19 protein-coding genes, 1 tRNA gene and 1 pseudogene are annotated in these 20770 nt (G+C 66.4%); 11 read left to right on the forward strand and 10 right to left on the reverse strand.

From position 1 onward, the window contains the following. Nucleotides 1-47: 47 nt before the first annotated feature. The 4 genes from ACZYX4_RS05640 to ACZYX4_RS05655 all read right to left on the reverse strand — a co-directional run bounded on the left by ACZYX4_RS05640 (nt 48) and on the right by ACZYX4_RS05655 (nt 3074). Nucleotides 48-782 (reverse strand): hypothetical protein, encoded by a 735-nt coding sequence (locus ACZYX4_RS05640; protein ID WP_463874336.1) that lies wholly within the window; start codon nt 780-782, stop codon nt 48-50. A gap of 97 nt (nt 783-879) precedes the next feature. Then, nucleotides 880-1452 (reverse strand): hypothetical protein, encoded by a 573-nt coding sequence (locus tag ACZYX4_RS05645; protein WP_463874337.1) that lies wholly within the window; start codon nt 1450-1452, stop codon nt 880-882. 159 nt (nt 1453-1611) lie between these two features. After that, nucleotides 1612-2202: a hypothetical protein gene (locus ACZYX4_RS05650; RefSeq protein ID WP_463874338.1), complete on the reverse strand. Its 591-nt coding sequence runs from the start codon at nt 2200-2202 to the stop codon at nt 1612-1614. Between the two features lie 125 nt (nt 2203-2327). Further along, on the reverse strand, nt 2328-3074 hold the full coding sequence (locus ACZYX4_RS05655; protein ID WP_463874339.1) for a hypothetical protein: 747 nt from the start codon (nt 3072-3074) through the stop codon (nt 2328-2330). Between the two features lie 243 nt (nt 3075-3317). Here ACZYX4_RS05655 and ACZYX4_RS05660 point away from each other — a divergent pair, with 243 nt between their 5' ends. Beyond that, nucleotides 3318-4988: an ABC-F family ATP-binding cassette domain-containing protein gene (locus ACZYX4_RS05660; RefSeq protein ID WP_463874340.1), complete on the forward strand. Its 1671-nt coding sequence runs from the start codon at nt 3318-3320 to the stop codon at nt 4986-4988. Further along, entirely contained in the window at nt 4985-6898 is a 1914-nt protein-coding gene (locus ACZYX4_RS05665; RefSeq protein WP_463874341.1) for an ABC transporter ATP-binding protein, read from the forward strand. The genes ACZYX4_RS05660 and ACZYX4_RS05665 overlap by 4 nt, the downstream gene beginning before the upstream one ends. Here the strand turns inward: ACZYX4_RS05665 and ACZYX4_RS05670 are convergent. From ACZYX4_RS05670 to ACZYX4_RS05680, 3 genes are all read right to left on the reverse strand, one after another. Continuing rightward, nucleotides 6895-7299, reverse strand: a complete 405-nt coding sequence (locus ACZYX4_RS05670; RefSeq protein ID WP_463874343.1) for an NUDIX hydrolase — start codon at nt 7297-7299, stop codon at nt 6895-6897. The two genes, ACZYX4_RS05665 and ACZYX4_RS05670, sit on opposite strands and share 4 nt — an antisense overlap. Next, entirely contained in the window at nt 7296-7796 is a 501-nt protein-coding gene (locus ACZYX4_RS05675) for a DUF6314 family protein (protein WP_463874344.1), read from the reverse strand. The genes ACZYX4_RS05670 and ACZYX4_RS05675 overlap by 4 nt, the downstream gene beginning before the upstream one ends. 1 nt (nt 7797) lies before the next feature. Next, nucleotides 7798-7870 (reverse strand) — tRNA-Arg (locus ACZYX4_RS05680). A gap of 86 nt (nt 7871-7956) precedes the next feature. On the opposite strand from ACZYX4_RS05680, the gene ACZYX4_RS05685 reads away from it, so the two are divergent. From ACZYX4_RS05685 to ACZYX4_RS05695, 3 genes are all read left to right on the forward strand, one after another. Continuing rightward, complete coding sequence (locus ACZYX4_RS05685; RefSeq protein ID WP_463874346.1) at nt 7957-8760, forward strand: DUF998 domain-containing protein; 804 nt, start codon at nt 7957-7959, stop codon at nt 8758-8760. Between the two features lie 318 nt (nt 8761-9078). Next, nucleotides 9079-9540, forward strand: coding sequence for a DUF7793 family protein (locus ACZYX4_RS05690; protein ID WP_463874348.1), 462 nt, complete (start codon nt 9079-9081; stop codon nt 9538-9540). Beyond that, nucleotides 9530-11065, forward strand: coding sequence for a putative bifunctional diguanylate cyclase/phosphodiesterase (locus ACZYX4_RS05695; protein ID WP_463874350.1), 1536 nt, complete (start codon nt 9530-9532; stop codon nt 11063-11065). The genes ACZYX4_RS05690 and ACZYX4_RS05695 overlap by 11 nt, the downstream gene beginning before the upstream one ends. Nucleotides 11066-11171: 106 nt before the next feature. On the opposite strand, the gene ACZYX4_RS05700 is transcribed toward ACZYX4_RS05695, so the two are convergent. Further along, nucleotides 11172-11324, reverse strand: coding sequence for a hypothetical protein (locus ACZYX4_RS05700; RefSeq protein ID WP_354349720.1), 153 nt, complete (start codon nt 11322-11324; stop codon nt 11172-11174). A 210-nt stretch (nt 11325-11534) separates the two neighbouring features. Here ACZYX4_RS05700 and ACZYX4_RS05705 point away from each other — a divergent pair, with 210 nt between their 5' ends. Then, nucleotides 11535-12560, forward strand: coding sequence for a hypothetical protein (locus ACZYX4_RS05705; RefSeq protein WP_463874351.1), 1026 nt, complete (start codon nt 11535-11537; stop codon nt 12558-12560). A gap of 198 nt (nt 12561-12758) precedes the next feature. Here ACZYX4_RS05705 and ACZYX4_RS05710 read toward each other — a convergent pair whose 3' ends face one another. Beyond that, nucleotides 12759-13412 carry a hypothetical protein gene (locus ACZYX4_RS05710; protein ID WP_463874353.1) on the reverse strand — a complete coding sequence of 218 codons (654 nt, stop codon included), beginning with the start codon at nt 13410-13412 and terminating at the stop codon, nt 12759-12761. Nucleotides 13413-13513: 101 nt separating this feature from the next. On the opposite strand from ACZYX4_RS05710, the gene ACZYX4_RS05715 reads away from it, so the two are divergent. The 5 genes from ACZYX4_RS05715 to sucD all read left to right on the forward strand — a co-directional run bounded on the left by ACZYX4_RS05715 (nt 13514) and on the right by sucD (nt 20214). Then, entirely contained in the window at nt 13514-14371 is an 858-nt protein-coding gene (locus tag ACZYX4_RS05715) for an inositol monophosphatase family protein (protein WP_463874355.1), read from the forward strand. Nucleotides 14372-14566: 195 nt separating this feature from the next. Then, complete coding sequence (gene pcrA, locus ACZYX4_RS05720) at nt 14567-17083, forward strand: DNA helicase PcrA (protein WP_463874582.1); 2517 nt, start codon at nt 14567-14569, stop codon at nt 17081-17083. Nucleotides 17084-17198: 115 nt separating this feature from the next. After that, the gene (locus ACZYX4_RS05725; protein WP_463874356.1) at nt 17199-17906 is read left to right on the forward strand and encodes a hypothetical protein; all 708 of its coding nucleotides are present in this window, start codon (nt 17199-17201) and stop codon (nt 17904-17906) included. Between the two features lie 223 nt (nt 17907-18129). Then, nucleotides 18130-19299 carry an ADP-forming succinate--CoA ligase subunit beta gene (gene sucC, locus ACZYX4_RS05730; protein WP_463874357.1) on the forward strand — a complete coding sequence of 390 codons (1170 nt, stop codon included), beginning with the start codon at nt 18130-18132 and terminating at the stop codon, nt 19297-19299. A 12-nt stretch (nt 19300-19311) separates the two neighbouring features. Further along, nucleotides 19312-20214 (forward strand): succinate--CoA ligase subunit alpha, encoded by a 903-nt coding sequence (sucD, locus tag ACZYX4_RS05735; protein WP_463874359.1) that lies wholly within the window; start codon nt 19312-19314, stop codon nt 20212-20214. Between the two features lie 178 nt (nt 20215-20392). On the opposite strand, the pseudogene ACZYX4_RS05740 reads toward sucD, so the two are convergent. Next, nucleotides 20393-20562, reverse strand: a pseudogene (locus ACZYX4_RS05740) (SRPBCC family protein); the annotation flags it as partial. Between the last annotated feature and the right edge of the window lie 208 nt (nt 20563-20770).

Consider the following 20770-nt stretch of genomic DNA (forward strand, 5'->3'; position numbering starts at 1 on the left):
ATGATTCCGGACCCGGTCCAGTCGCGCGGCGGCTCAGCTGACGTTGACTAACCGGTTAAGCCAGCGCGCGTCTTCTGCGTCCTCTTGGCCACAATCTTCGACCGCCAGATCATGGCAAGCCCCACCACGAGGCACAGAATGGCGGTGTAGTTAAAGACGAACCGCAGGTAGGCCAGCGACGCAGGTATCACCGGCGATGACAGGCTCAGCGCGATCGCTGCGGAGCCGACGGCCAGCAAGGCAGCGCCGAGCCGCACGAGGCCAGGCAGCCCGCTGCGCACAGCTCTTACCATGGCCGGCAGGAGGGCAAGCATGATGTAGGCCGGATAAAGCCGACCGGCGGCTCCGTAGTACTCAACTAGCGCCGCGTGGCGCGCATCCCTGTCATATACCGCGATCAGTCCGGCGGACGAGCCCACCGTGTCCATCATCAGGAAAACCACCACCACCACTACCGACGCCGCACCCGCAACAGTGATGCCCGCAGGGCCGGTGATCAGGCGGAGAGCGTCGTCGGCGCCGAAACCCCGTGCGATTCTGAGCCCGAGCGCGAAGATGGTGCCGAAGATGATGAAGCGCAGCAAAACGTTGGCCAGGTTCACGCCGCCCATGACCCGGTCGACGGCCAGATACGGGGCCTCCATGCTCAGGAGGATAGCCACCGTTATGAACGCGTACACGAAGAACACCGATTTGTTCTCACCCCGGATGGCACTCGGAATCCGCCCGATCGCAGCCAGAGAGCAGATGGCCAAAGTGGTCCACTGCAGGATCGCGATCATCTGGGGTCCATCCGTATCTTCCGTGTCATCCCGGGATTTTCCCGGCGGCAGCCCCCTGCCCCTGCCTGGAAGGCAACGGCTGGATGCCAAAGCCTGGTCAATGGCGAAGCGCGCGCTTCGCCATCAGGCTGGAGATCCAGACGAGGGCGAGTCCCAGCGCCAGGCACAACACCGAAGTGTAGTTGATGACAGCTTCCAGGTATCCAAGTTCCGACGGGAACAGGACGAAGGAGGAGGCGATGACCATACCGGCGAAGGCGATGGTCAGCAACAGAGCTCCGATGCGGATGGTTCTGGGCAACCGCTGACTGATGGCCGCGAAGGTGGCGGGCAGGATACAGGCGGCCACGTAGGACGGGTACAGACGTCCCGCCGCGGCGTACGACTCGATGAGCGCCGTATTCTGGGGGCTTCTGGCGGGCAGCGTTCTCAGCCCGGTGACGGTTCCCGCGGTGTCAGCCAATAGGAAAAGGACCACGGTGGCGACGCCTATGACGGAGAGAACACCCAGGCCCACGCGGCCGGCGATGAGGCGGATGCTCTTCTGGGCGGCGAAGGCCTTGGCAATCCGGTATCCGGCCAGCAGCACGGTGCCGTAGATGACAAAGCGAAGGATCAGGTTCGTGTAGTTGCCCGATCCGAGCCACGCATCGATGGCCTGGTAGCTCACATCGATGCTGAGCAGAATGGCAAGGGTGGCAAGCGCGAAAATTCCGAAAACGGACCTATTCTCACCCCGAAGGGCACTCGAAATCCGGGCGATCGCGACGAGAGCGCAGGCCGCCGGACTGCAACGGTGGGCCGCACGCCATGATCGATGGGGGACGGTCTACCTGCGGACGAGGCGCTTCGTCGCCAGCACCCGGCTGAGCCACATCAGCGTGAGTCCCAGAACGAGGCCGAGAATGGCGGTGGAGCTGATGAAGTATTGCAGATAGGCGAGATGGCGCGGCAGCAGGTCGCTTAACGACAGGAGGACCATGGCGGCGGCTCCCACGGCCAGGACCGCGGCCCCGTTCCGCGGAAGCCGTGGCAGCCCGCTTCTCACGGTCCTAATGGTGGCCGGCAGCAAGCATGCTGCGACAAAGGACGGGTAGAACCTGCCGGCAACCGTATAGAGCTTAATGAGGTCGACGTTGTTGGCACTCTGGTCCGGAAGGGTGCTCAGTCCGGTGGAGCTTCCGGTCGTGTTGGCGAGGAGGAACGGGACTACGGTGGCTACCGCAACGAGGGCAAGCACTGTGAGGCCAATGGGACCGACAATGAGCCAGATGCTGCGCTTCGCGTCGAAGCCCTTGACGATTTTGTATCCGGACAGAAGAACCACACCGTAAATGAGGAACCGGAGGATGAGGTTCGCGTAGTTCTCAGAGCCAAGCCAAGCATCCACTGGTAGATATATGACGTTGATGCTCAACATGATCGCAAACGTTGACAGCGCGAAAATACCGAAAATGGACCTGTTCTCACCCCGCAGCGCACTCGGAATCCGCGCGACCGCGACGAGGGCGCAGACCGCCAAAGTGGTCCACTGCAGGGCCGCTATCATCCGAGGTTCTCCCATATCTTCTTTGTTTGTTCGTGTTCGTGTTCCTGGCGGCGCAGGGTTTTACCCAGGGCCTGCAGCCGCTCACCGGCCAGGGCCGTGAGTTCGCCATCTGACAAGGCATCCAGTGCGGTTTGCTTGGCTTCGGGCGGCCAGCCGGCCTCAGTTTCCGTTATCAATCCCGCAGCGACGAGGCCGCCCGTGAATCCTACGCCAGCGGCGCGGGCCGTCGCGACCGCCAACTCGGGGGAGAGCCTGTTGGCGGTCAACTGGGCCGAATAGTTCTGCGGCGCGACCCCGGTGGCGCCCGAAACCCGGTGCCGCAACTCGCCGTCGTCAATCGCGTCCACCCAGTTCCGTACCGAGGTGGCGTGCGGCGCAGGGCCGAGCGCCGGCGTCAGTGCACTGCCGTCGTCACCGTAGCCGCCGTACGCCGGGGACGCGCGGGAAATGACCGCCCGCAGCAAATCCATGGTGGCAATCTGGCTGACGAGCTCGGCGGGAGTCGGCGGCTGCGGCCGCCCGGACAGTTCCGCATAGCTCTCAAACGAGGCGAGGTCTTCCAGGGGGCTGCGCTTCAGGGCCCGGCTGATACTAACGAGGGTGTTTTCCGCGACTTTGCCGCGCACCAGCTGCTGGGCGAGCGTGGTCCGCTTGATCCCGGAGATCCTGCAGATATCGGCTGTGCTAGCGCTGGGAGCAACAACATGGAGCCAGAGTTGAAACGCCTTGGCGGGTAAGGGCATTTACGGCTTCCTGCAGAGTGGAACAGACATGCGGCTTCTGAAGTTCGGTGGAGCGCTGATTGGAGTAATTTTACCTGAGGTGCTTATTCAACTATGCTAGTTGCTCGAACCCGCTGGTCCGTACACCCCCCAAGTCCGGACCAGCGGGTTCTTTCATGCCCGGGGGGCTGGTGGCCGCCCGGAGGGCCCTGTGGCTCTCTGCTGTTGGCCGCAGTGAGTTAGCCGCGGTGAGAGAATGGACTAATGACTGCGACCCTTGTTGCCAAGGACCTCTCCGGTGGTCACGACCACCGCACACTCTTCTCCAAACTCTCCCTGACCGTCGCGCCGGGCGACGTCGTCGGCGTCGTTGGGGCCAATGGCGCGGGCAAGTCCACCCTGCTCCGGCTGCTTGCCGGCGTCGACGAGCCGCAGGAGGGCACCGTCAGCCTTGCCCCGGCGGACGCGTTCGTTGGCTGGTTGCCGCAGGAACACGAACGGATCGCCGGTGAGACGGTGGCCGGCTACATCGCCCGGCGCACCGGCTGCGCCGAGGCCACCGTGGACATGGAAGCCGCAGCGGAGGCGCTCGGCAGCGGTGCCCCGGGCTCCGACGACGACTACTCCCTCGCGTTCGACCGCTGGATGGCCTCTGGCGCTGCGGACCTGGAAGACCGCATCCCTGCCGTCCTGGCGGATCTCGGCCTCGAGGTGGGTCAGGACGCCGAAATGACCGGGCTCTCCGGCGGACAGGCTGCCCGAGTGGCGCTCGCAGCGCTGCTGCTCAGCCGCTTCGACATCGTGCTCCTGGACGAACCCACGAACGACCTGGACCTCAACGGACTGGCCAAACTCGAGGCCTTCGTGCAGGGACTCCGCGGGGGCGTGGTGCTGGTTTCCCACGACCGCGAGTTTCTCGCCCTCTGCGTGAGCACCATCGTGGAACTGGACCTGGCGCAAAACTCCGTGGCGGTCTACGACGGCGGCTACGAGGCCTACCTCGAGGAGCGGGCCGTGGCGCGCCGGCATGCCCGGGAACGCTACGAAGAGTTCGCCAACACCAAGGCCGATCTTGTCTCCCGCGCCCGCACCCAGCGCGAGTGGAGCTCCCAGGGTGTCCGCAACGCCATGAAGAAGAACCCGGACAATGACAAGATCCGGCGTGCGGCCAGCACCGAGTCCTCCGAGAAGCAGGGCCAGAAGGTCCGCCAGATGGAGTCCCGCATCGCCCGGCTGGACGAGGTCGACGAACCCCGCAAGGAGTGGGCGCTGCAGTTCAGCATCGGGGCGGCACCGCGTTCGAGCGCTGTTGTGGCGACGCTCCGCGACGCCGTCGTCCGCCAGGGGAACTTCACCCTGGGGCCGGTGAACCTGCAGCTCAACGCTGGTGAACGGATCGGCATCACCGGCCCCAACGGCGCCGGCAAGTCCACCCTGCTCCGCCTGCTGCTGGGCCTTCAACGGCCCGATTCCGGCGACGCCTCCATGGGCGCCTCCGTGGCCGTCGGCGAGATCGACCAGGCCCGAGGACTGCTGGCCGGCCCGCTGAAACTGGCCGACGCCGTCGAAGCCGTGCTCACGGACCAGACCCCGGCGGAAGTCAGGACCCTGCTGGCCAAATTCGGCCTCAAGGCAGACCACACCTCCCGGCCGGTGGACTCCTTGTCGCCGGGGGAGCGGACCCGGGCGGCGCTGGCACTGCTGCAGGCCCGCGGCGTGAACCTGCTGGTGCTCGACGAACCCACCAACCACCTGGACCTTCCGGCGATCGAACAGCTCGAGGAAGCCCTCGAAAGCTACGACGGCGCCCTGCTGCTGGTCACCCACGACCGGAGGCTGCTGGAAAACGTGCGCCTTGACGCGCGCTGGAACGTGGACAACGGCGTCGTCACCGAGCTCCTGGGCCACACCGCCCCGAAAGGCAACAACACATGAGCATGGACCGGGTAGCCTGGAGCTCCCTTTACAACATCACGCGCGCCTCGAGCGGCTCGAAACCGTTCTCGAAGGAGACGCTCAAGCGTGTGTTCAGCTTTGCCCGTCCGCACAAGGGCAGGCTGATCGCCTTCGTGCTCCTCTCGATCGTGATGGCCGTGCTGGCCGTCGCCACCCCCGTTCTCGCCGGGCAGGTGGTGGACGCGATCATTGCCGGCGCGGCCACCGACGTCGTGGTCTGGCTGGCCGTGCTGATCGCCATTGTGGCGGTCGCCGAAGCCGGGCTGGGACTTCTCACGCGCTGGCTCTCCTCCACCATCGGCGAAGGCGTGATCGTGGACCTGCGCACCAAGGTCTTCGACCACGTGCAGAAGATGCCGATCGCGTTCTTCACCCGCACCCGCACCGGGGCGCTGGTGAGCCGGCTGAACAATGACGTGATCGGCGCCCAGTCGGCCTTCGCCGGGACCCTGTCCGGGGTCGTCAGCAACGTCGTGGCCCTCGCCTTGACCCTTGTGGTGATGCTGGGGAAGTCCTGGCTCATCACCGTGCTCGCCATGATCCTGCTGCCGATCTTCCTGATCCCGGCCCGCCGGATGGGCTCCAAGCTGGCCGACCTGCGCCGTGAAGCCGCCGAGCACAACGCGTCCATGGGCACCCAGATGACGGAACGCTTTTCCGCACCGGGCGCCACCCTGGTGAAGCTCTTCGGCCGCCCCGACGAGGAATCCCGGGAGTTCGCGGTCCGCGCCGGCCGCGTCCGGGACATCGGCGTCCGCACTGCCATGCTGCAGTTCACGTTTGTCACGGCCCTGACGCTCGTCTCAGCGCTGGCCCTGGCGCTGGTCTACGGACTCGGCGGATTCCTGGCGTTGCAGGGGCAGCTGGCCGCGGGCGACGTCGTCGTGCTGGCACTGCTGCTCACCCGGCTGTATGCGCCGCTGACCGCGCTCTCCAACGCCCGGGTTGAGATCATGAGCGCCCTGGTCAGCTTCGAACGGGTCTTCGAGATCCTGGACCTCAAGCCACTCATCCAGCAGAAGCCCGACGCGGTGTCATCGCCGGCCGGGCCGCTGTCCGTGGAGTTCGACGACGTCCGCTTCTCCTACCCCTCGGCGGACAAGGTCTCCCTTGCCTCGCTGGAGGACGTGTCCACCCTCGACACCCGCGGCGGCGAAGAGGTGCTGCACGGCATCAGCTTCCGGGTCGAACCCGGCCAGACGGTCGCCCTCGTGGGCTCCTCGGGCGCCGGCAAGTCCACGATCGCGCAGCTGCTCTCGCGCCTGTACGACGTCGATTCCGGTGCGGTCCGCTTCGGCGGAGCCGTGCCCGGGACCGGGGTGGATGTCCGCGACCTGACCTTCGATTCCATGCGGCACACCCTCGGCATGGTGACACAGGACGGGCACCTGTTCCACGAGAGCATCGCCTCCAACCTGCGCCTGGCCCGCCCGGACGCCAGCGACGAGCTCATGTGGGATGTGTTGCGCCAGGCCCGTCTGGAAGGCATGATCCGCTCGCTCCCCGACGGCCTGGACACGGTGGTGGGGGAGCGCGGCTACCGCCTCTCGGGCGGCGAACGCCAGCGCCTCACCATCGCCCGCCTGCTCATTGCCCAGCCGCGCGTCGTGATCCTGGACGAGGCCACCGCGGCCCTGGACTCCACCAACGAAGCCGCCGTCCAGGAGGCCCTTGGCGCCGCGCTTGAGGGGCGCACCGCCGTCGTGATTGCCCACCGGCTCTCGACCATCCGGGCGGCCGACGCCATCCTGGTGGTGGAGGACGGCCGGATCGTGGAGCGCGGAACGCACACCGAGCTGCTGGCCGCCGAGGGCCGCTACGCGGAGCTGTACCGCACACAGTTCGCCGAGGCCAGCGCCGTGGCGGAAGAGGCCGTTCCCGGGGCCTAGCCCGGCTGGCCCCAGAGCGCGGGCAGGACATGGTCGGTGAGCAGCGGGGCGAGATCGTCAGGAAGCTCAGCGGAAAGGTCCAGCCAGCGGATCTCGGCGATCTCCGCCGAGGGGCGGGCATTCCAGACCCCCGGGGCGGTGAACACCGTGGCCCTGATCCGCGTCGCGGCCTCATTGGCGGCGTCCGCGAACCAGACGCCCAGGAGCACCAGCTCCTCGGCCGCAAGCACGATCCCGACTTCCTCCGCCAGCTCCCGCGCTGCCGTCTGCGCGGCCGTCTCGCCCGTCTCGGGCTTGCCGCCGGGGTGCATGAACTTGTCCGTTCCCCGTTTGCGCACGGTGAGCAGGCGCCCTGCCTCGTCGAAAACACAGACCGCAGAGACAACAATCAGCGGGTTCATGCGGCGGCGTCCGCGGTGCGGCGCAGGACCGAGGTGAGCAGCTGGTCCTTGGCCGGACCGGTGACATCCCACTGGTAGCGGAATTCGTCCGGGCCCGTTCTGGCGTAGCTCACGCGGTAAACGTCCGGGTCGCACCAGTGCTGGTCCTGGCTGCTCCGCGGGCCGAAGCCCATGCGGTGGAACGGCCGGCCGTCGGGGAAGAACATGTCCATCGTGTCCGGGGCGCCGGTGGGCCGGAGCAGATACTCCCGGCTGGCCGGCCCGGTGAACGGTGTGCCCGCCGGTCCGCCGGGGACGGACGCCCAGGAAACGGTGCCCGCTTCGCGGAAGCGGAGAGCGCCGTCGTCATCGTCCGTTGCGGCGAAGCGGACGACGCCGGTGAAGGTCCCCCGGGTGCCGGTGGACCTGTCCAGCAGGGTTCGTTCCACGGCCCAGTTGCCCAGCAGGTAGTCGCGGAGGTCGAAGTCCGGAGCGGTGTCCGGGGACTGGGGGTTCAAGTGCCCTCGATTGGAATCGAACCAACGACACCGGCTTTAGGAGAGCCGTGCTCTATCCACTGAGCTACGAGGGCGGGCATCCGTGCCGGCCGGCCGCGGGCCGGCCCGTTCGGACACGGTTATAAGCATACAAGGTGAGGGGCCATACTACGCTCTTGGCATGACCACCGCAGCCAACTCGCCGTCCAAGGACATCATCTACATCCCTGCCCTGCCGTCCACCCGGTTCTACGCCGGAGCGCTGGCGCTGCTCAGCGTGCTGCAGTTCTTCGTGGCGGAGGCCGCCGTGATCGGGGCGTGGGCGGGGCAGCAGCCGTACAGCCGCCGGACCGGTTACATCAGCGACCTGGGCGCCGTGGGCTGCGGGGTTTTCGAGGGCCGGGACGTCTGCTCGCCGGCGCACGTGCTGATGAACGCCTCGTTTGTGGTCCAGGGCATCGGCATGATGGTCGGTGCGCTGCTGCTCAGTTCGGCGCTGCTCTGCACGGCGGCGCGGCCCGGTGCGCGGTTCACGCTGGCACCGGCCAGCCGGATTACCTGGGCGGCCGCCAGCGCCGCGCGCGCCCTCACCGTCCTCGCCGGGGCCGGGACCGTCCTGGTGGGGCTGGTCCCCGAGGACGCAGGCTCCGTGTGGCACGTGGTGGGGGCCATCCTGTACTTCGCCGCCGGCGGCCTGGCACTGGTGCTGCTGGGCTGGCTCTGGATCCGGCAGACACCGCTGGGCCGGCTCATCGTGGCCTGCGGCGTGGTGTCCCTCGGGGCCCTCATCGCCGGCGGCGTGACCGGGATGGATGTGCCGGAGCCCGGCATCCTGGAGCGGGTGATGGGCTACCCCATCACGATCGGCACGGCCGCCGTCGGGCTGGTGGTCGCCCAGCGGGCGGGGAGGCAACGAAGCGTGCGGAAGGCCGCTCGTGCCGCGCGGGCCGGCGGGGCCGCTCCCCGGCTGCGGCAGGGATCCTGATCCAAGATGCGCCTCTACGGTGCGCCTCTAAGATGCGCCGCGGTTCGGGGGTGTCTTATGTCTCATGGGAGGCGCACCTTCGATTATCATGAGGGCATTCACCGGAATACTCCGGTGCAGCATGCGCGTTGTGACTCCAGCGCATGGCGAATGGCCGATTTTGGAGTCCAATTGGGGACGAATGTCTGATCAGCGAGTCGTGCGGCGTTTTGATGCAGTGACAGCCTTCGCGGGCCTGGCGGATGTCGGTGCCCGCCACGACGGCGCCGGCCGAGTAGGCGAACCGGCTGTGCCGGCGTGCCGATGGGTTGAGTTCCGATGACGCTCGAGGCGACCGCCGAACCCGGCGAACTCATCCCCGCAGAGACCGCCGCAGAGACCGCCGTCGCTCTCGACGTCGGAGTGACGACCCTCGCGCGTGTCCCGATCGGCGTCCGCCTGCGCGACGGCGGCATTATCGAAGTCGCGCTTCCCGCCAACGTGGAAATCGAGGGTGCCGAGGCCCGCGTAGCCGGAGCCGCGGTTCGGGCCTTGGCCCACGGCCGGCGCATGCCTGTGCTGCTGGTAATCACGGGTGTGGTGGGCATCAGTGTCGAGGCGCGGCACGTCTGCAGCACGTCGATCGCGGCGTCCGCCTTTGCCCTCGTGGGTGAAAGCCCCGTCGACCGCGTGATCGCGCACTACCTGCTGCGGGCGAGGTCCGAGACCACCCCGGCGCAGTTCTTTCTGTCTGAGGCTGAAGCTATCGACTGGTTAGGGCACTACACGAGTGAACACTGATCCACCGGACCCGAGGCTGCACGCGCTCGTCGAAGGCATCGTCCGAATCGCCGGCGGCGACCTGACAACCCGGATCCCGCACTCCGGGGCCAGGGACGACGTCGCTGCGGTTATTGCCGGGATCAACCTGATGGCAGATGACCTGCAGACCATTTACCAGGAACTTGAGGAACGCGTCGAAAGCCGGACGGCGATGCTTCGCGAAGCCCAGGTCGAGCTCGAACGGATGGCGCTGACCGACCCGCTGACCCAGCTTGCGAACAGGACGGCTCTGAACTCGGTCCTGAGCCACGCCCTTGCGGAGACGACCCGGGGCGAACTGCCACCGGCACTGCTGGTCCTCGATCTCGACTCCTTCAAGGGCATCAACGACACTCTGGGCCACAGCGCCGGCGACGACGTCCTCCGGGTGATCTCGCGGCGGCTGCAGCAGGCCGTCCGCGAGACGGACACGGTAGCCCGCCTCGGCGGCGACGAGTTCGCCGTGATGCTGCCAAAGTCCAGCCTGGTGAGGGCCCGACGGGTCGCCAACAGGATTCTTAGGGCCCTCGGCGAGAGCCTGGAAATCGGGGACCTGCGCATCACCTGCGGCACCAGCATCGGACTGCGGGTCGCGGAACCAGGGCAGTCGGTCGACGATCTGGTCATGGAAGCGGACACGGCGATGTACGCCGCCAAGGCCCAGCCGCACAGCAGCATCAAGGTGTTCGAACCGGCCCTGCTCTATGCCCGCAGGCTCCAGAGCGTCATGATCACCGAACTGCGTGAGGCGATTCGCCAGGACCAGCTCACCCTGCACTACCAGCCGGTGGTGGAACTTGCGACCGGCAGGATCGAAGGCGTTGAGGCGCTGGTGCGCTGGAACCACCCGGAGCGCGGGCTGCTGATGCCCGATTCGTTCATCCCGCTGGCTGAAGAGACGGGGATGATCGTGGACCTGGGCCACTGGGTCCTGCGGAATGCTGTGCGCCAGCTGCGGCGTTGGCAGCAGGAGCTCAACGTCGACGACAGCTTCAATGTCCGCGTCAACATCTCAACGACCGAGTTGCAGAATCTGGACCTGATCGATCACGTCCGCGACATTCTCCGGGAAACGGGGGTGGACGCCGCCAACCTCATTGTCGAGCTCACGGAGTCAATGGCCGTCAATGGCGGCGACGTGGACCAGTACTCCCTGAGCGGGCTGCGGCGTTTGGGTGTGAAGCTCGAAATTGATGACTTTGGCACCGGCTATTCATCCATCAGCTACCTGCGGAAACTGCCGGTCAACGTCGTCAAGATTGACAAGAGCCTGATCGATGGGCTTGGCACGGACGAGGAGCAGAGCAACTTTGTCGCGGCGGTGCTGCACCTCATCCATGCCTGCGGGCTCACAGCGATTGCCGAGGGTATCGAGACGGCGGAGCAGGCCGCCGAGCTGGTGCGGTTGGGCTGCGCGAGCGGGCAAGGATACTACTTCAGCCGGCCTGTGCCTGCGGCGCAGATCGAGGCGCTGATTAGCCCGGGGGCTTTGGGCTCGGAGTAGACCCGTGGACTGTGTGCCGGTCTCACTCGAGCGGAGTACACAAAAACGGCGGGTACTGGAAGTTTCCTTCCGGTACCCGCCGTTCAGGTTGTCTCCGTTACTACGTCTAGTACTTCGGAGTGGAATTCGGCCACCAGTACACGGCCGAGATTGAGCCCTGACCGGAGTTGTCGCCGCTTGCGGAAACTGCGGCTCCAGCGGACAAGCCCGCGGCTGCGATGGCTCCGGTGACGAGGAGCGTTGCAAGGATTTTCTTCATGAAGGACTCCTGTTACGTATGTGGCTGATGAGACTCATGTGATGCGAGTTCAGTATAGGGGCATTGGACACGCCGTGGAGGGACAATCTGCGAGACGAGCTCGAATTTGTGTTATTCGCGCGAAGTTAATCGATTCCTGCGCGAAAACTGCGTGGCTCCTGCTTCTGTGGCGTGTCCGGATCTGCGTCTACGGCGACGGATAATGGAGCCATGTCCTTGCACTCCGTTTCGCCGTTATACGCCGCCGCTGAATTGCGCGCATACGAGCACCGGACCAACCATGCCTTCGTTAACGCAGCCCGGAGCGCACACGAGGCGGCCGAAATTGCCCGTGGTGAAGGCGATATGGATGCGTGGTGGAACATGACTTTCGTCCAAGCCGAGAATCTCCTGGACGCGGAGGAATTTGAAGCCTGCGCAGCACTCGCCTCGGACCTCGTTGGCGGGCCCCACTCCACCGTGGAACCGCAGGCCAAGGCGCTCACCTACATTCTGGTGGCCAAGGCCAGGCAGGGCGCTGGCTTGCTTGAAGAGGCCGCGGACGCTGCCCGGGCAGCGTCCCTCCTGGTGTTGGATGACGACGATGTCGAGATTCACGTCAAAGCCCGCCAAGCCTTGATTGCAGCTCTGGCAGACAGCGGAAGGCTGGATGAGGCGTGGGCTGAATGTCTTCGACTGGCGGAGGTGGTTTCCGCCGAAGTCGACGGCCAGTTGATCGGCAAGGTCTATTGGGTCATCGGGAACGTAGCGTTCCTCTGCAACAAGGTGCAGGAGGGTCTCGCTTATCACGAGCTTGCGGCGGCGACCTTTTCCCCGGCACGGAACCTCGATGTCTGGGCGAAATTCAACAAGGCATCCGCCGCCATGCGGCTCGCGGCAGACATCGCAGACGCCGACACCCTGCGGTGTATCGAGCGGGCAGAGTTGGCCACGGACGTTATCGGCGGAAGCGTCAGCGACCTGCTGCTGCTGAGGCTCAACCGGGGGCACTGGACGTTTCTGGTGGGAGAGGTGGAGGGAGCGATCCAGATACTAGAAGGCATCTGCGTTGAGGTGGACAACACCGGGCCTCAAATTCTCGGCGAGGCGTGCCTGCTGCTGGGAAGGGCCAAGGTCGCTATGGGAAACCAATCTGCCGCCCAGGAGCAATTTCTGAAGGCGGCGGATCACTTTGAGATGGCCGGCGCCCCCCACCGCGCGGAAAAGGCCCGCGAGTACCTCGCAGACCAGGCCTGACCCGCCTGGCTGACTGACTTGTGCCCGCTCCTGCGCCAGAGAGGGCATGCCCTTGGAGATTCGCCATGGATGGACATAACGGGACGATGCCCAGCGGTCGTGACTAGGACTGGACACGTCCCGCGGTAGGTGCCGTCGAGCATGCCCTCCGAGATTCGCCAGGGATGGACATAGTGGGGCTAAGTCCAGTGGCCGCGGCTAGGACTGGGCATGTCCCGCGGTGGGTGCCGCAGCGGAGGCTCGCCTGCGGCCCAGGAACACTGCGGCGCCGCCAACCACCAGGCTCAGCACCAGCAGCACCCAGCCTGCGATGGTGAGCCCCGATGCCAGGGCAACCTGGCCGGCGTCGATGGTGTCCGCGGACATCATCGAGTCAATGGCCGCGTTGCCCCACAGCCTGACGGCCGCGAACAGCAGCGGCACGGACCACAGCGCCCAGCGCAGGCCCTTGCGAGCCACGTTTGTGCCGATAAGCAGCAGCCAGGTGAAGCCGAAGATCAGCGGGAAGAGGGTGCCGGCTGTCTTGTGAACGTAGTTGAGCTGCCCGCGGGCAGCCTCGTCCATCGCGAGGCGCAGTTGCTCCACAAAGCCCAGGTTGAAGCCCCCGACCAGGGAGTCCGGCATGGCCATGCCGCCGCTGAGCTGGGTGAGCTGGTTCAGGGTGAGGAGGTGGACGTACCAGAACAGGAACATGCTCACCACGACACCGGCTATCAGGATCAGGTTGCTGTTGTTCTGCGCCTTCTGCGGGCTCCGGCTGGTGCTGGGGTTGATCACCGACGGCAGGTGGTGTTCGGGGACGACTGCGTTGGCGCCGTGCTTCTTCATTCGCTGTGCGGGTGTCTTGGCCATGGCACCATTATCGCCTGTCCTGGCCGTCATGCCGGCGACGTCCGAGGCCCGGCCGGACGACCGCCTGTTCACTGCCGGCAGGCGCCGATAGGCTGGAGCGCGTGACCGAACTAGGAAAGCACCGGCTCGGCCGGCACAGCACCGCTGAACTCAACCCCGCCCTGGACGACTATCAGCTCGCCGAGGCCCTCGTGCGCGAGGCCGGGACCCTGGCGCTGCTCATGCGGCAGGCCGGGCTGGAAGGCCGGCAAAAGACATCCGTTTCCGACGTCGTCACTGCCGCCGACCACGCGGCCGAGGCCTATGTGATCGAACAGCTCCAGCGCTGCCGGCCCGACGACGGCGTCCTCGGCGAAGAGGGTGCCTCCGTGGCTGGCACCAGCGGCAGGACCTGGGTGATTGACCCCGTCGACGGGACCTACAACTTCCTGCACGGCTCCACGTACTGGTGCTCCGCCATTGCCCTCAAGGACACCTCCGGAGTGCTGCTCGGCGGGATTTTCCAGCCGGAGGAGGACAAGCTCTGGCTCGGCGGAACAGACCGTCCCTCCACGCTCAACGGCGAACGGCTGGCCACCTTCGGGCCGGGCGGCGCTCCGGGCGGAGACCGATCAGACACGCCGCTGTCCAAACTCGGTGCCGCGACCTACATCCACCCCACCTGGCTCGCGGACCCGATGTGCGCGATGCCGTGGCATGCCGCTGCGACCTCCGCCGCCGCGCTGCGGATGTTTGGCTCCGGCTCCTGTGACCTCAGCCGGGTGGCTGACGGCGGCCTGGGCTGCTGGTTCCAGCACAGCTGCCCGGAATGGGATTGGCTGCCGGGCAAGGCGATTGTCCTTGCGGCCGGCGGTGCCGCCGACGTCGTCCGGGTCAACGGACTGGACTGGTTCGTCGCCGGAGGTACGACGGCGGTCCGGCAACTCCGCGCCGCCCTGGAATCCGGCTCCGCGGGGTAGGTCCGGGCGGATAACACCCCCGCCCCGGGGACATGCCCAGCCTTCGCTTCACCCGCCGCGGAACATGCTCAATGTTGGCGGGGGAGCGCGGACATACGGGCCCTATGTCCAACGGCCGCGGGCAGGGGAGGGCATGCCCGGCGGGGGCGGACGTTGGTGTCAGTGGCACCGCCTAGACTTGTTAACACCATGGATATGTTGTTTGACCCCTACGCCGCCGGACCCTTCCAAGCTGCCTCGAAGACGGCGGCAGGCACGAAAATGCCCGCGGGAACTGGCGCGGCGACCCTGAACTCCGAGGGAAGCGCCGGGCGCCACATCGTCCGCGGGGACAGCCCGGCAGGCGACGGGGACCACCAGCAGCTCCCGGGCGCGGCTGAGCTCCTTGAGGGACTGAACCCGCAGCAGGAAGAAGCAGTCAAGCACGCCGGCAGCGCCCTGCTGATCGTCGCTGGCGCCGGCTCGGGCAAGACCCGGGTGCTCAGCAACCGGATCGGCTACCTGATCGCCACGCGGCGCGCCCACCACGGCGAGATCCTGGCCATCACCTTCACCAACAAGGCCGCCGCCGAAATGCGGGAGCGGGTCGAAGCCCTCGTTGGCGCCCGGGCCAAGACCATGTGGGTCTCCACGTTTCACTCCTCCTGCGTCCGGATCCTGCGCCGCGAAGCCAAGAACGTCGGCCTGAACTCCAACTTCTCCATCTACGACTCCGCTGACTCGCTGCGCCTCATCACGCTCGTGTCCAAAACCCTGGACCTTGATCCGAAGCGCTTCGCCCCCAAAGCGATCCAGCACAAGATCTCGGCGCTCAAGAACGAACTGATCGACGCGGACAGCTACTCCTCCAGCGCCAACCACAGCGACCCCTTCGAACAGGCCGTCGCCGAGGTATTCAAGGGCTACACTCAGCGGCTGCGCCAGGCCAACGCCATGGACTTCGATGACCTGATCGCCGAGACGGTCTACATGTTCCGCGCCTTCCCTGCGCTCGCCGAGTCCTACCGCCGCCGCTTCCGGCACGTTCTCGTCGACGAGTACCAGGACACCAACCACGCCCAGTACGCGCTGGTGCGCGAGATCGTCGGCGAAGGCCCCGGCGCGGCCGAGTTGACCGTCGTCGGCGACTCGGACCAGTCCATCTACGCCTTCCGCGGCGCCGACATCCGCAACATCGTGGAGTTCGAGAAGGACTACCCGGACGCCCGCACCATCAAGCTCGAGCAGAACTACCGTTCCACCCAGACCATCCTCAGCGCCGCCAACTCGGTTATCTCCCGCAACCCCAACCGGCCGGAGAAACGGCTGTGGACCGCGGAAGGCGACGGCGAGAAGATCATCGGCTATGTCGGCGAGAACGAGCACGACGAAGCCCGGTTCATCGCCAAGGAAATCGACCGCCTGCAGGACGAGGGCGATCTGCGCCCCGGCGACGTCGCGATCTTCTACCGCACCAACGCCCAGTCCCGCTCGATCGAGGATGTCCTGGTCCGCGTCGGACTCCCGTACAAGGTGGTCGGCGGCACCCGCTTCTACGAACGCAAGGAAATCAAGGACGCGCTGGCCTACCTGCGGGTCCTGGTCAACCCGGACGACGACGTCAACCTGCGCCGCATCCTGAACGAGCCCAAACGCGGCATCGGCGACCGGGCCGAGGGTGCCGTTGCCTCCCTCGCGCAGCGCGACCGGATCTCGTTTATGGCCGCCGCCCGCCGCGCCGACGAGGCCCCCGGCATGGCCACCCGTTCCGTCAACGCGGTCCAGGGCTTTGTGAAACTGCTCGACGACCTCGCCGAGGTGGCCTCCGGATCCGGCGCCGCCGCTGCCCTGGAGGCCGTCCTGGAACAGACCGGCTACCTCGCAGCCCTTCGTTCCAGCACCGACCCGCAGGACGAGTCCCGGGTGGAGAACCTCGCGGAACTCGTCGCCGTCGTGCGTGAATACGAGCGGGACAACCCCGAGGGCTCGCTCGGCGCCTTCCTGGAAGGCGTCTCCCTGGTCGCCGACGCCGACCAGATTCCGGATGCCCCGGCGGGGTCCCCCGACCAGCTGGCCGCTGCCGTTGCCGAAGCCAAGCGGCTCGGCGTCGTCACCCTCATGACCCTGCACACCGCCAAGGGGCTGGAGTTCCCGGTGGTGTTCCTGACCGGCATGGAGCACGGACTGTTCCCGCACCAGCGCTCCGCCACCGACCCCAAGGAACTGGCCGAGGAACGCCGGCTGGCGTATGTGGGCCTGACCAGGGCTCGGAAACGGCTCTATCTGACGCGCTCCGAGGTGCGCAGCATGTGGGGACAGAGCCAGTACAACCCCGCCAGCCAGTTCATCGAGGAAATCCCGGCCGAACTGGTGGAGTGGAAGCGCGAAGGCTCCACCCGCCAGACCGCCGGCTGGGGCGGCGGCGCCTCCATTGGCTCCAGCCGGTACGGCGGATCCTTCTGGGGAGCCGGCACCGCCCGCGGGGCCGAGGCCAGCCCGTCCGCCGGCTTCAACGCCGACGTTCCCGCCGCCATCGCCAAAAACCGGGTGCAGCCGCAGAAGGAAATCGTCCCCGTCAGCGTCGGTGACAAGGTCAACCACACGAGCTTCGGCAACGGCACCGTGCTGGCCGTCGAGGGCGCGGGGGACAAAACGGTCGCGAAGGTCAAGTTCAGCATCGGCGAAAAGCGGCTCCTGCTCCGGTACGCCCCGCTGACCAAGCTCGACGCCTGAGCAGGCGCGGCGCTCGCTCAAGCGCGGCACCGGGGCGGCGTCCGCCGCCGTGGGGATACCCGGCGTCGGGGGCTGACTCAGGCAACCGCAACGTGCCGGCGTCCCGGCGTGCATAATGGAGCCCATGCGACGGACACTTCTGGGGATTCTGGCCGCCCTCATCCTGCCGGCGGCCACGGCGTGCACCGTCACGCATAAAGACCCGGACTATGTCCCGCCGGCACCGTTGCCCGCCCTCGAGCAGCTCAAGCAGGCGCCCCTGGCGGACCCGGCCACGTATGCCGTAGGCCAGGACATCCTCAGCTTTGTCACCGCCGACCGGAATGTGGTCTGCTCCCTGACCTCGGCCCGCGGCGAGCACGTGAACCTGCCGTATGAGCAGAACGGCTATGCAGACCCCGCCAACAACAGGCTGGCGACCGTCCCCGTGGCGCACTGCGAACTGGCGGCCTACCCCGCGCCGGACACGAAGGACATCTCGGACGACTGCGGCGGGACCGGCCTCGGCTACCTCGGCGGCGCCGCGCTGCTCACCCCGGAGCACGCCGGCTACGGCGAATGCCGCTCCGGCGTCACCCAACAGGAAGCCGAATCCGGGCCCCGGGGAAGCCGCAAGGGCCCGATCTCTGAGCTTCCCGTCCTCGACGAGGGGCAGAACCTGGAGCGCAACGGACTGCGCTGCTCGGCTCACAACGGCGGAGTCGCCTGCGGGAACGTCTCCGCCGGCGTCGCTTTCTTCGTGTCGCGCGAGAGTTACGAACTGATCTCCGACGCCGGGAAAATTGCCACCCAGGGGCCTTCTGAGGCCCCAAAAACCCCGTAATCTAGGGGTTTTTCTACGCTCCATAGAATAGTGTCCTTCCTCACATTAGGGGTACTCTGGGACGGGCCCCTCCCAAGGAAGGGCTAGAGTTCGAATGAGGAGCATTGCGCCGTGTGGCTCGTTTTAGGCCAGTTGCACGGTGCGTTTATTCCGCAGCCCGGTAACTGCGATAACGCGGGGTCCGGCTGTACAGAAACTACTTCGACGTAGAGGACACTAAACCGTGGACCTGTTTGAATACCAGGCGCGCGATATGTTCGAGGCGCACGGTGTACCCGTGCTTGCCGGGATCGTGGCGCACACCCCTGAAGAAGCAAAGGCAGCTGCCGAGAAAATCGGCGGCGTAACTGTCGTTAAGGCGCAGGTCAAGGCCGGAGGCCGCGGCAAAGCCGGCGGCGTCAAGGTCGCCAAGACCGCTGACGAGGCGTTTGAACACTCCACCAACATCCTCGGGATGGACATCAAGGGCCACACCGTCCACCGCGTGATGATCGCCCAGGGTGCGGACATCGCCGAGGAATACTACTTCTCCGTTCTTCTGGACCGGGCCAACCGCAACTACCTGGCCATGTGCTCGGTTGAAGGCGGCATGGAAATCGAGCAGCTCGCCGTTGAGCGCCCCGACGCCCTGGCCAAGATCGCCATTGACCCGGCCGTCGGCATCGACCAGGCCAAGGCCGACGAAATCGTCGCCGCTGCAGGCTTCGCCGAGGAACTGCGCGGCAAGGTGGCGAGCGCCATCCTGAAGCTCTGGGACGTTTTCAAGAAGGAAGACGCCACCCTTGTGGAGGTCAACCCGCTGGTCCTGACCGGCGCCGGTGACATCGTTGCCCTCGATGGCAAAGTTTCCCTCGACGAGAACGCCGGCTTCCGCCACCCCAAGCACGCCCACCTTGAAGACAAGGACGCTGCTGACCCGCTCGAGGCCAAGGCCAAGGCGCAGGACCTCAACTACGTCAAGCTGGACGGCTCCGTGGGCATCATCGGTAACGGTGCCGGCCTGGTCATGTCCACGCTCGACGTCGTTGCTTACGCCGGCGAGAACCACGGCAACGTCAAGCCCGCCAACTTCCTGGACATCGGCGGTGGAGCTTCCGCCGAGGTCATGGCAGCAGGCCTCGACGTCATCCTGGGCGACCCGCAGGTCAAGTCCGTCTTCGTCAACGTCTTCGGCGGCATCACCGCCTGTGACGCCGTCGCCAAGGGCATCGTCGGTGCACTGGCCGAGCTGGGCCACTCCGCGAACAAGCCGCTGGTAGTCCGCCTCGACGGCAACAACGTTGAGGAAGGCCGCCGGATCCTGGCCGAGGCCAACCACCCGCTGGTTACCCTGGCCGCCACCATGGACGAGGGCGCCGACAAGGCTGCCGAGCTCGCCAACGCAGCGAAGTAGAGGGACTCGACTATGTCTATTTATCTGAACAAGGACTCCAAGGTCATCGTCCAGGGCATCACCGGCGGCGAAGGCACCAAGCACACCGCCCTGATGCTGAAGGCCGGCACCAACGTTGTCGGCGGCGTCAACGCCCGCAAGGCCGGCTCGACGGTCGTGCACGGCGACACCGAGATCACCGTCTTCGGCACCGTCAAGGAAGCCATGGCCGAGACCGGCGCTGACGTCTCCATCGTCTTCGTCCCCCCGGCATTCACCAAGGACGCCGTCGTTGAGGCCATCGAGGCCGGCATCGGCCTGGTCGTCGTCATCACCGAAGGCGTGCCGGTCCAGGATTCCGCCGAGTTCTGGGCCCTGGCCCAGTCCAAGGTGGACGCCAGCGGCAAGCAGGTCACGCGCATCATCGGACCGAACTGCCCCGGCATCATTACCCCGGGTGAGGCTCTCGTCGGCATCACCCCGGCCAACATCACGGGCAAGGGCCCCATCGGCCTCGTCTCCAAGTCGGGCACCCTGACCTACCAGATGATGTACGAACTGCGCGACCTCGGTTTCTCCACCGCCATCGGCATCGGCGGCGACCCGGTCATCGGCACCACCCACATCGATGCCCTCGAAGCCTTCGAAGCTGACCCGGAAACCAAGGCGATCGTGATGATCGGCGAAATCGGCGGCGACGCCGAAGAGCGTGCTGCGGACTACATCAAGGCACACGTCACCAAGCCGGTTATTGGCTACGTTGCAGGCTTCACCGCCCCGGAAGGCAAGACCATGGGCCACGCAGGCGCCATTGTCTCAGGCTCCGCGGGAACCGCCCAGGCCAAGAAGGAAGCCCTTGAGGCTGCCGGCGTCAAGGTCGGCAAGACGCCGTCCGAAACCGCCAAGCTCCTGCGCGAGGTCCTCGCAACCCTCTAGGGTCGAAGCGCCACCAAGCACCAAGACACAACGCGGGGTCACCTGCGGCCCGTCCCGCTCGCTGGGATGGGCCGTAGGTGACCCCGCGTTGTTCGTCTAAGTACGACGGCGGCAGGCCACCTTCTACGGGGAGGTGGCCTGCCGCCGTCGTACCTTGATGCGTCACCGACGCCGGGCCTCAGACTGTGGCGCCGGCCAGGAGTTCGTCGAGCCGTTCGTATCCTTCGGTCACTCCGCCTTCCATGCCGGACTGGGCCATGCCGTCGCGGGCCTCTCTTTGCTGGGGTAAACCGCGTGGGCGCTCAGCCGGGTGCGCCCGCCGCCCAGATCGTGGAAGGTCAGGAACTCGACCCCGGCTGAGCCGGGAGATGATGCGGTGGCGGACCGGGTCGGCGAGGGCCAGGAAGGCCGAGTCGAGCTGCTCGTCGTCGCGTTCGTCCATTGGGTCGCCCACCTCCCGTCCTTGACGGGTAATCCATCTCCACGGATAACTCTTGGCGAATGTGCGGTTAACTGCGGGCGGAGCCGCCGGTTTGTGGCGGAATCATCCGGATAC

It is taken from the genome of Pseudarthrobacter leeuwenhoeki (assembly GCF_055412885.1).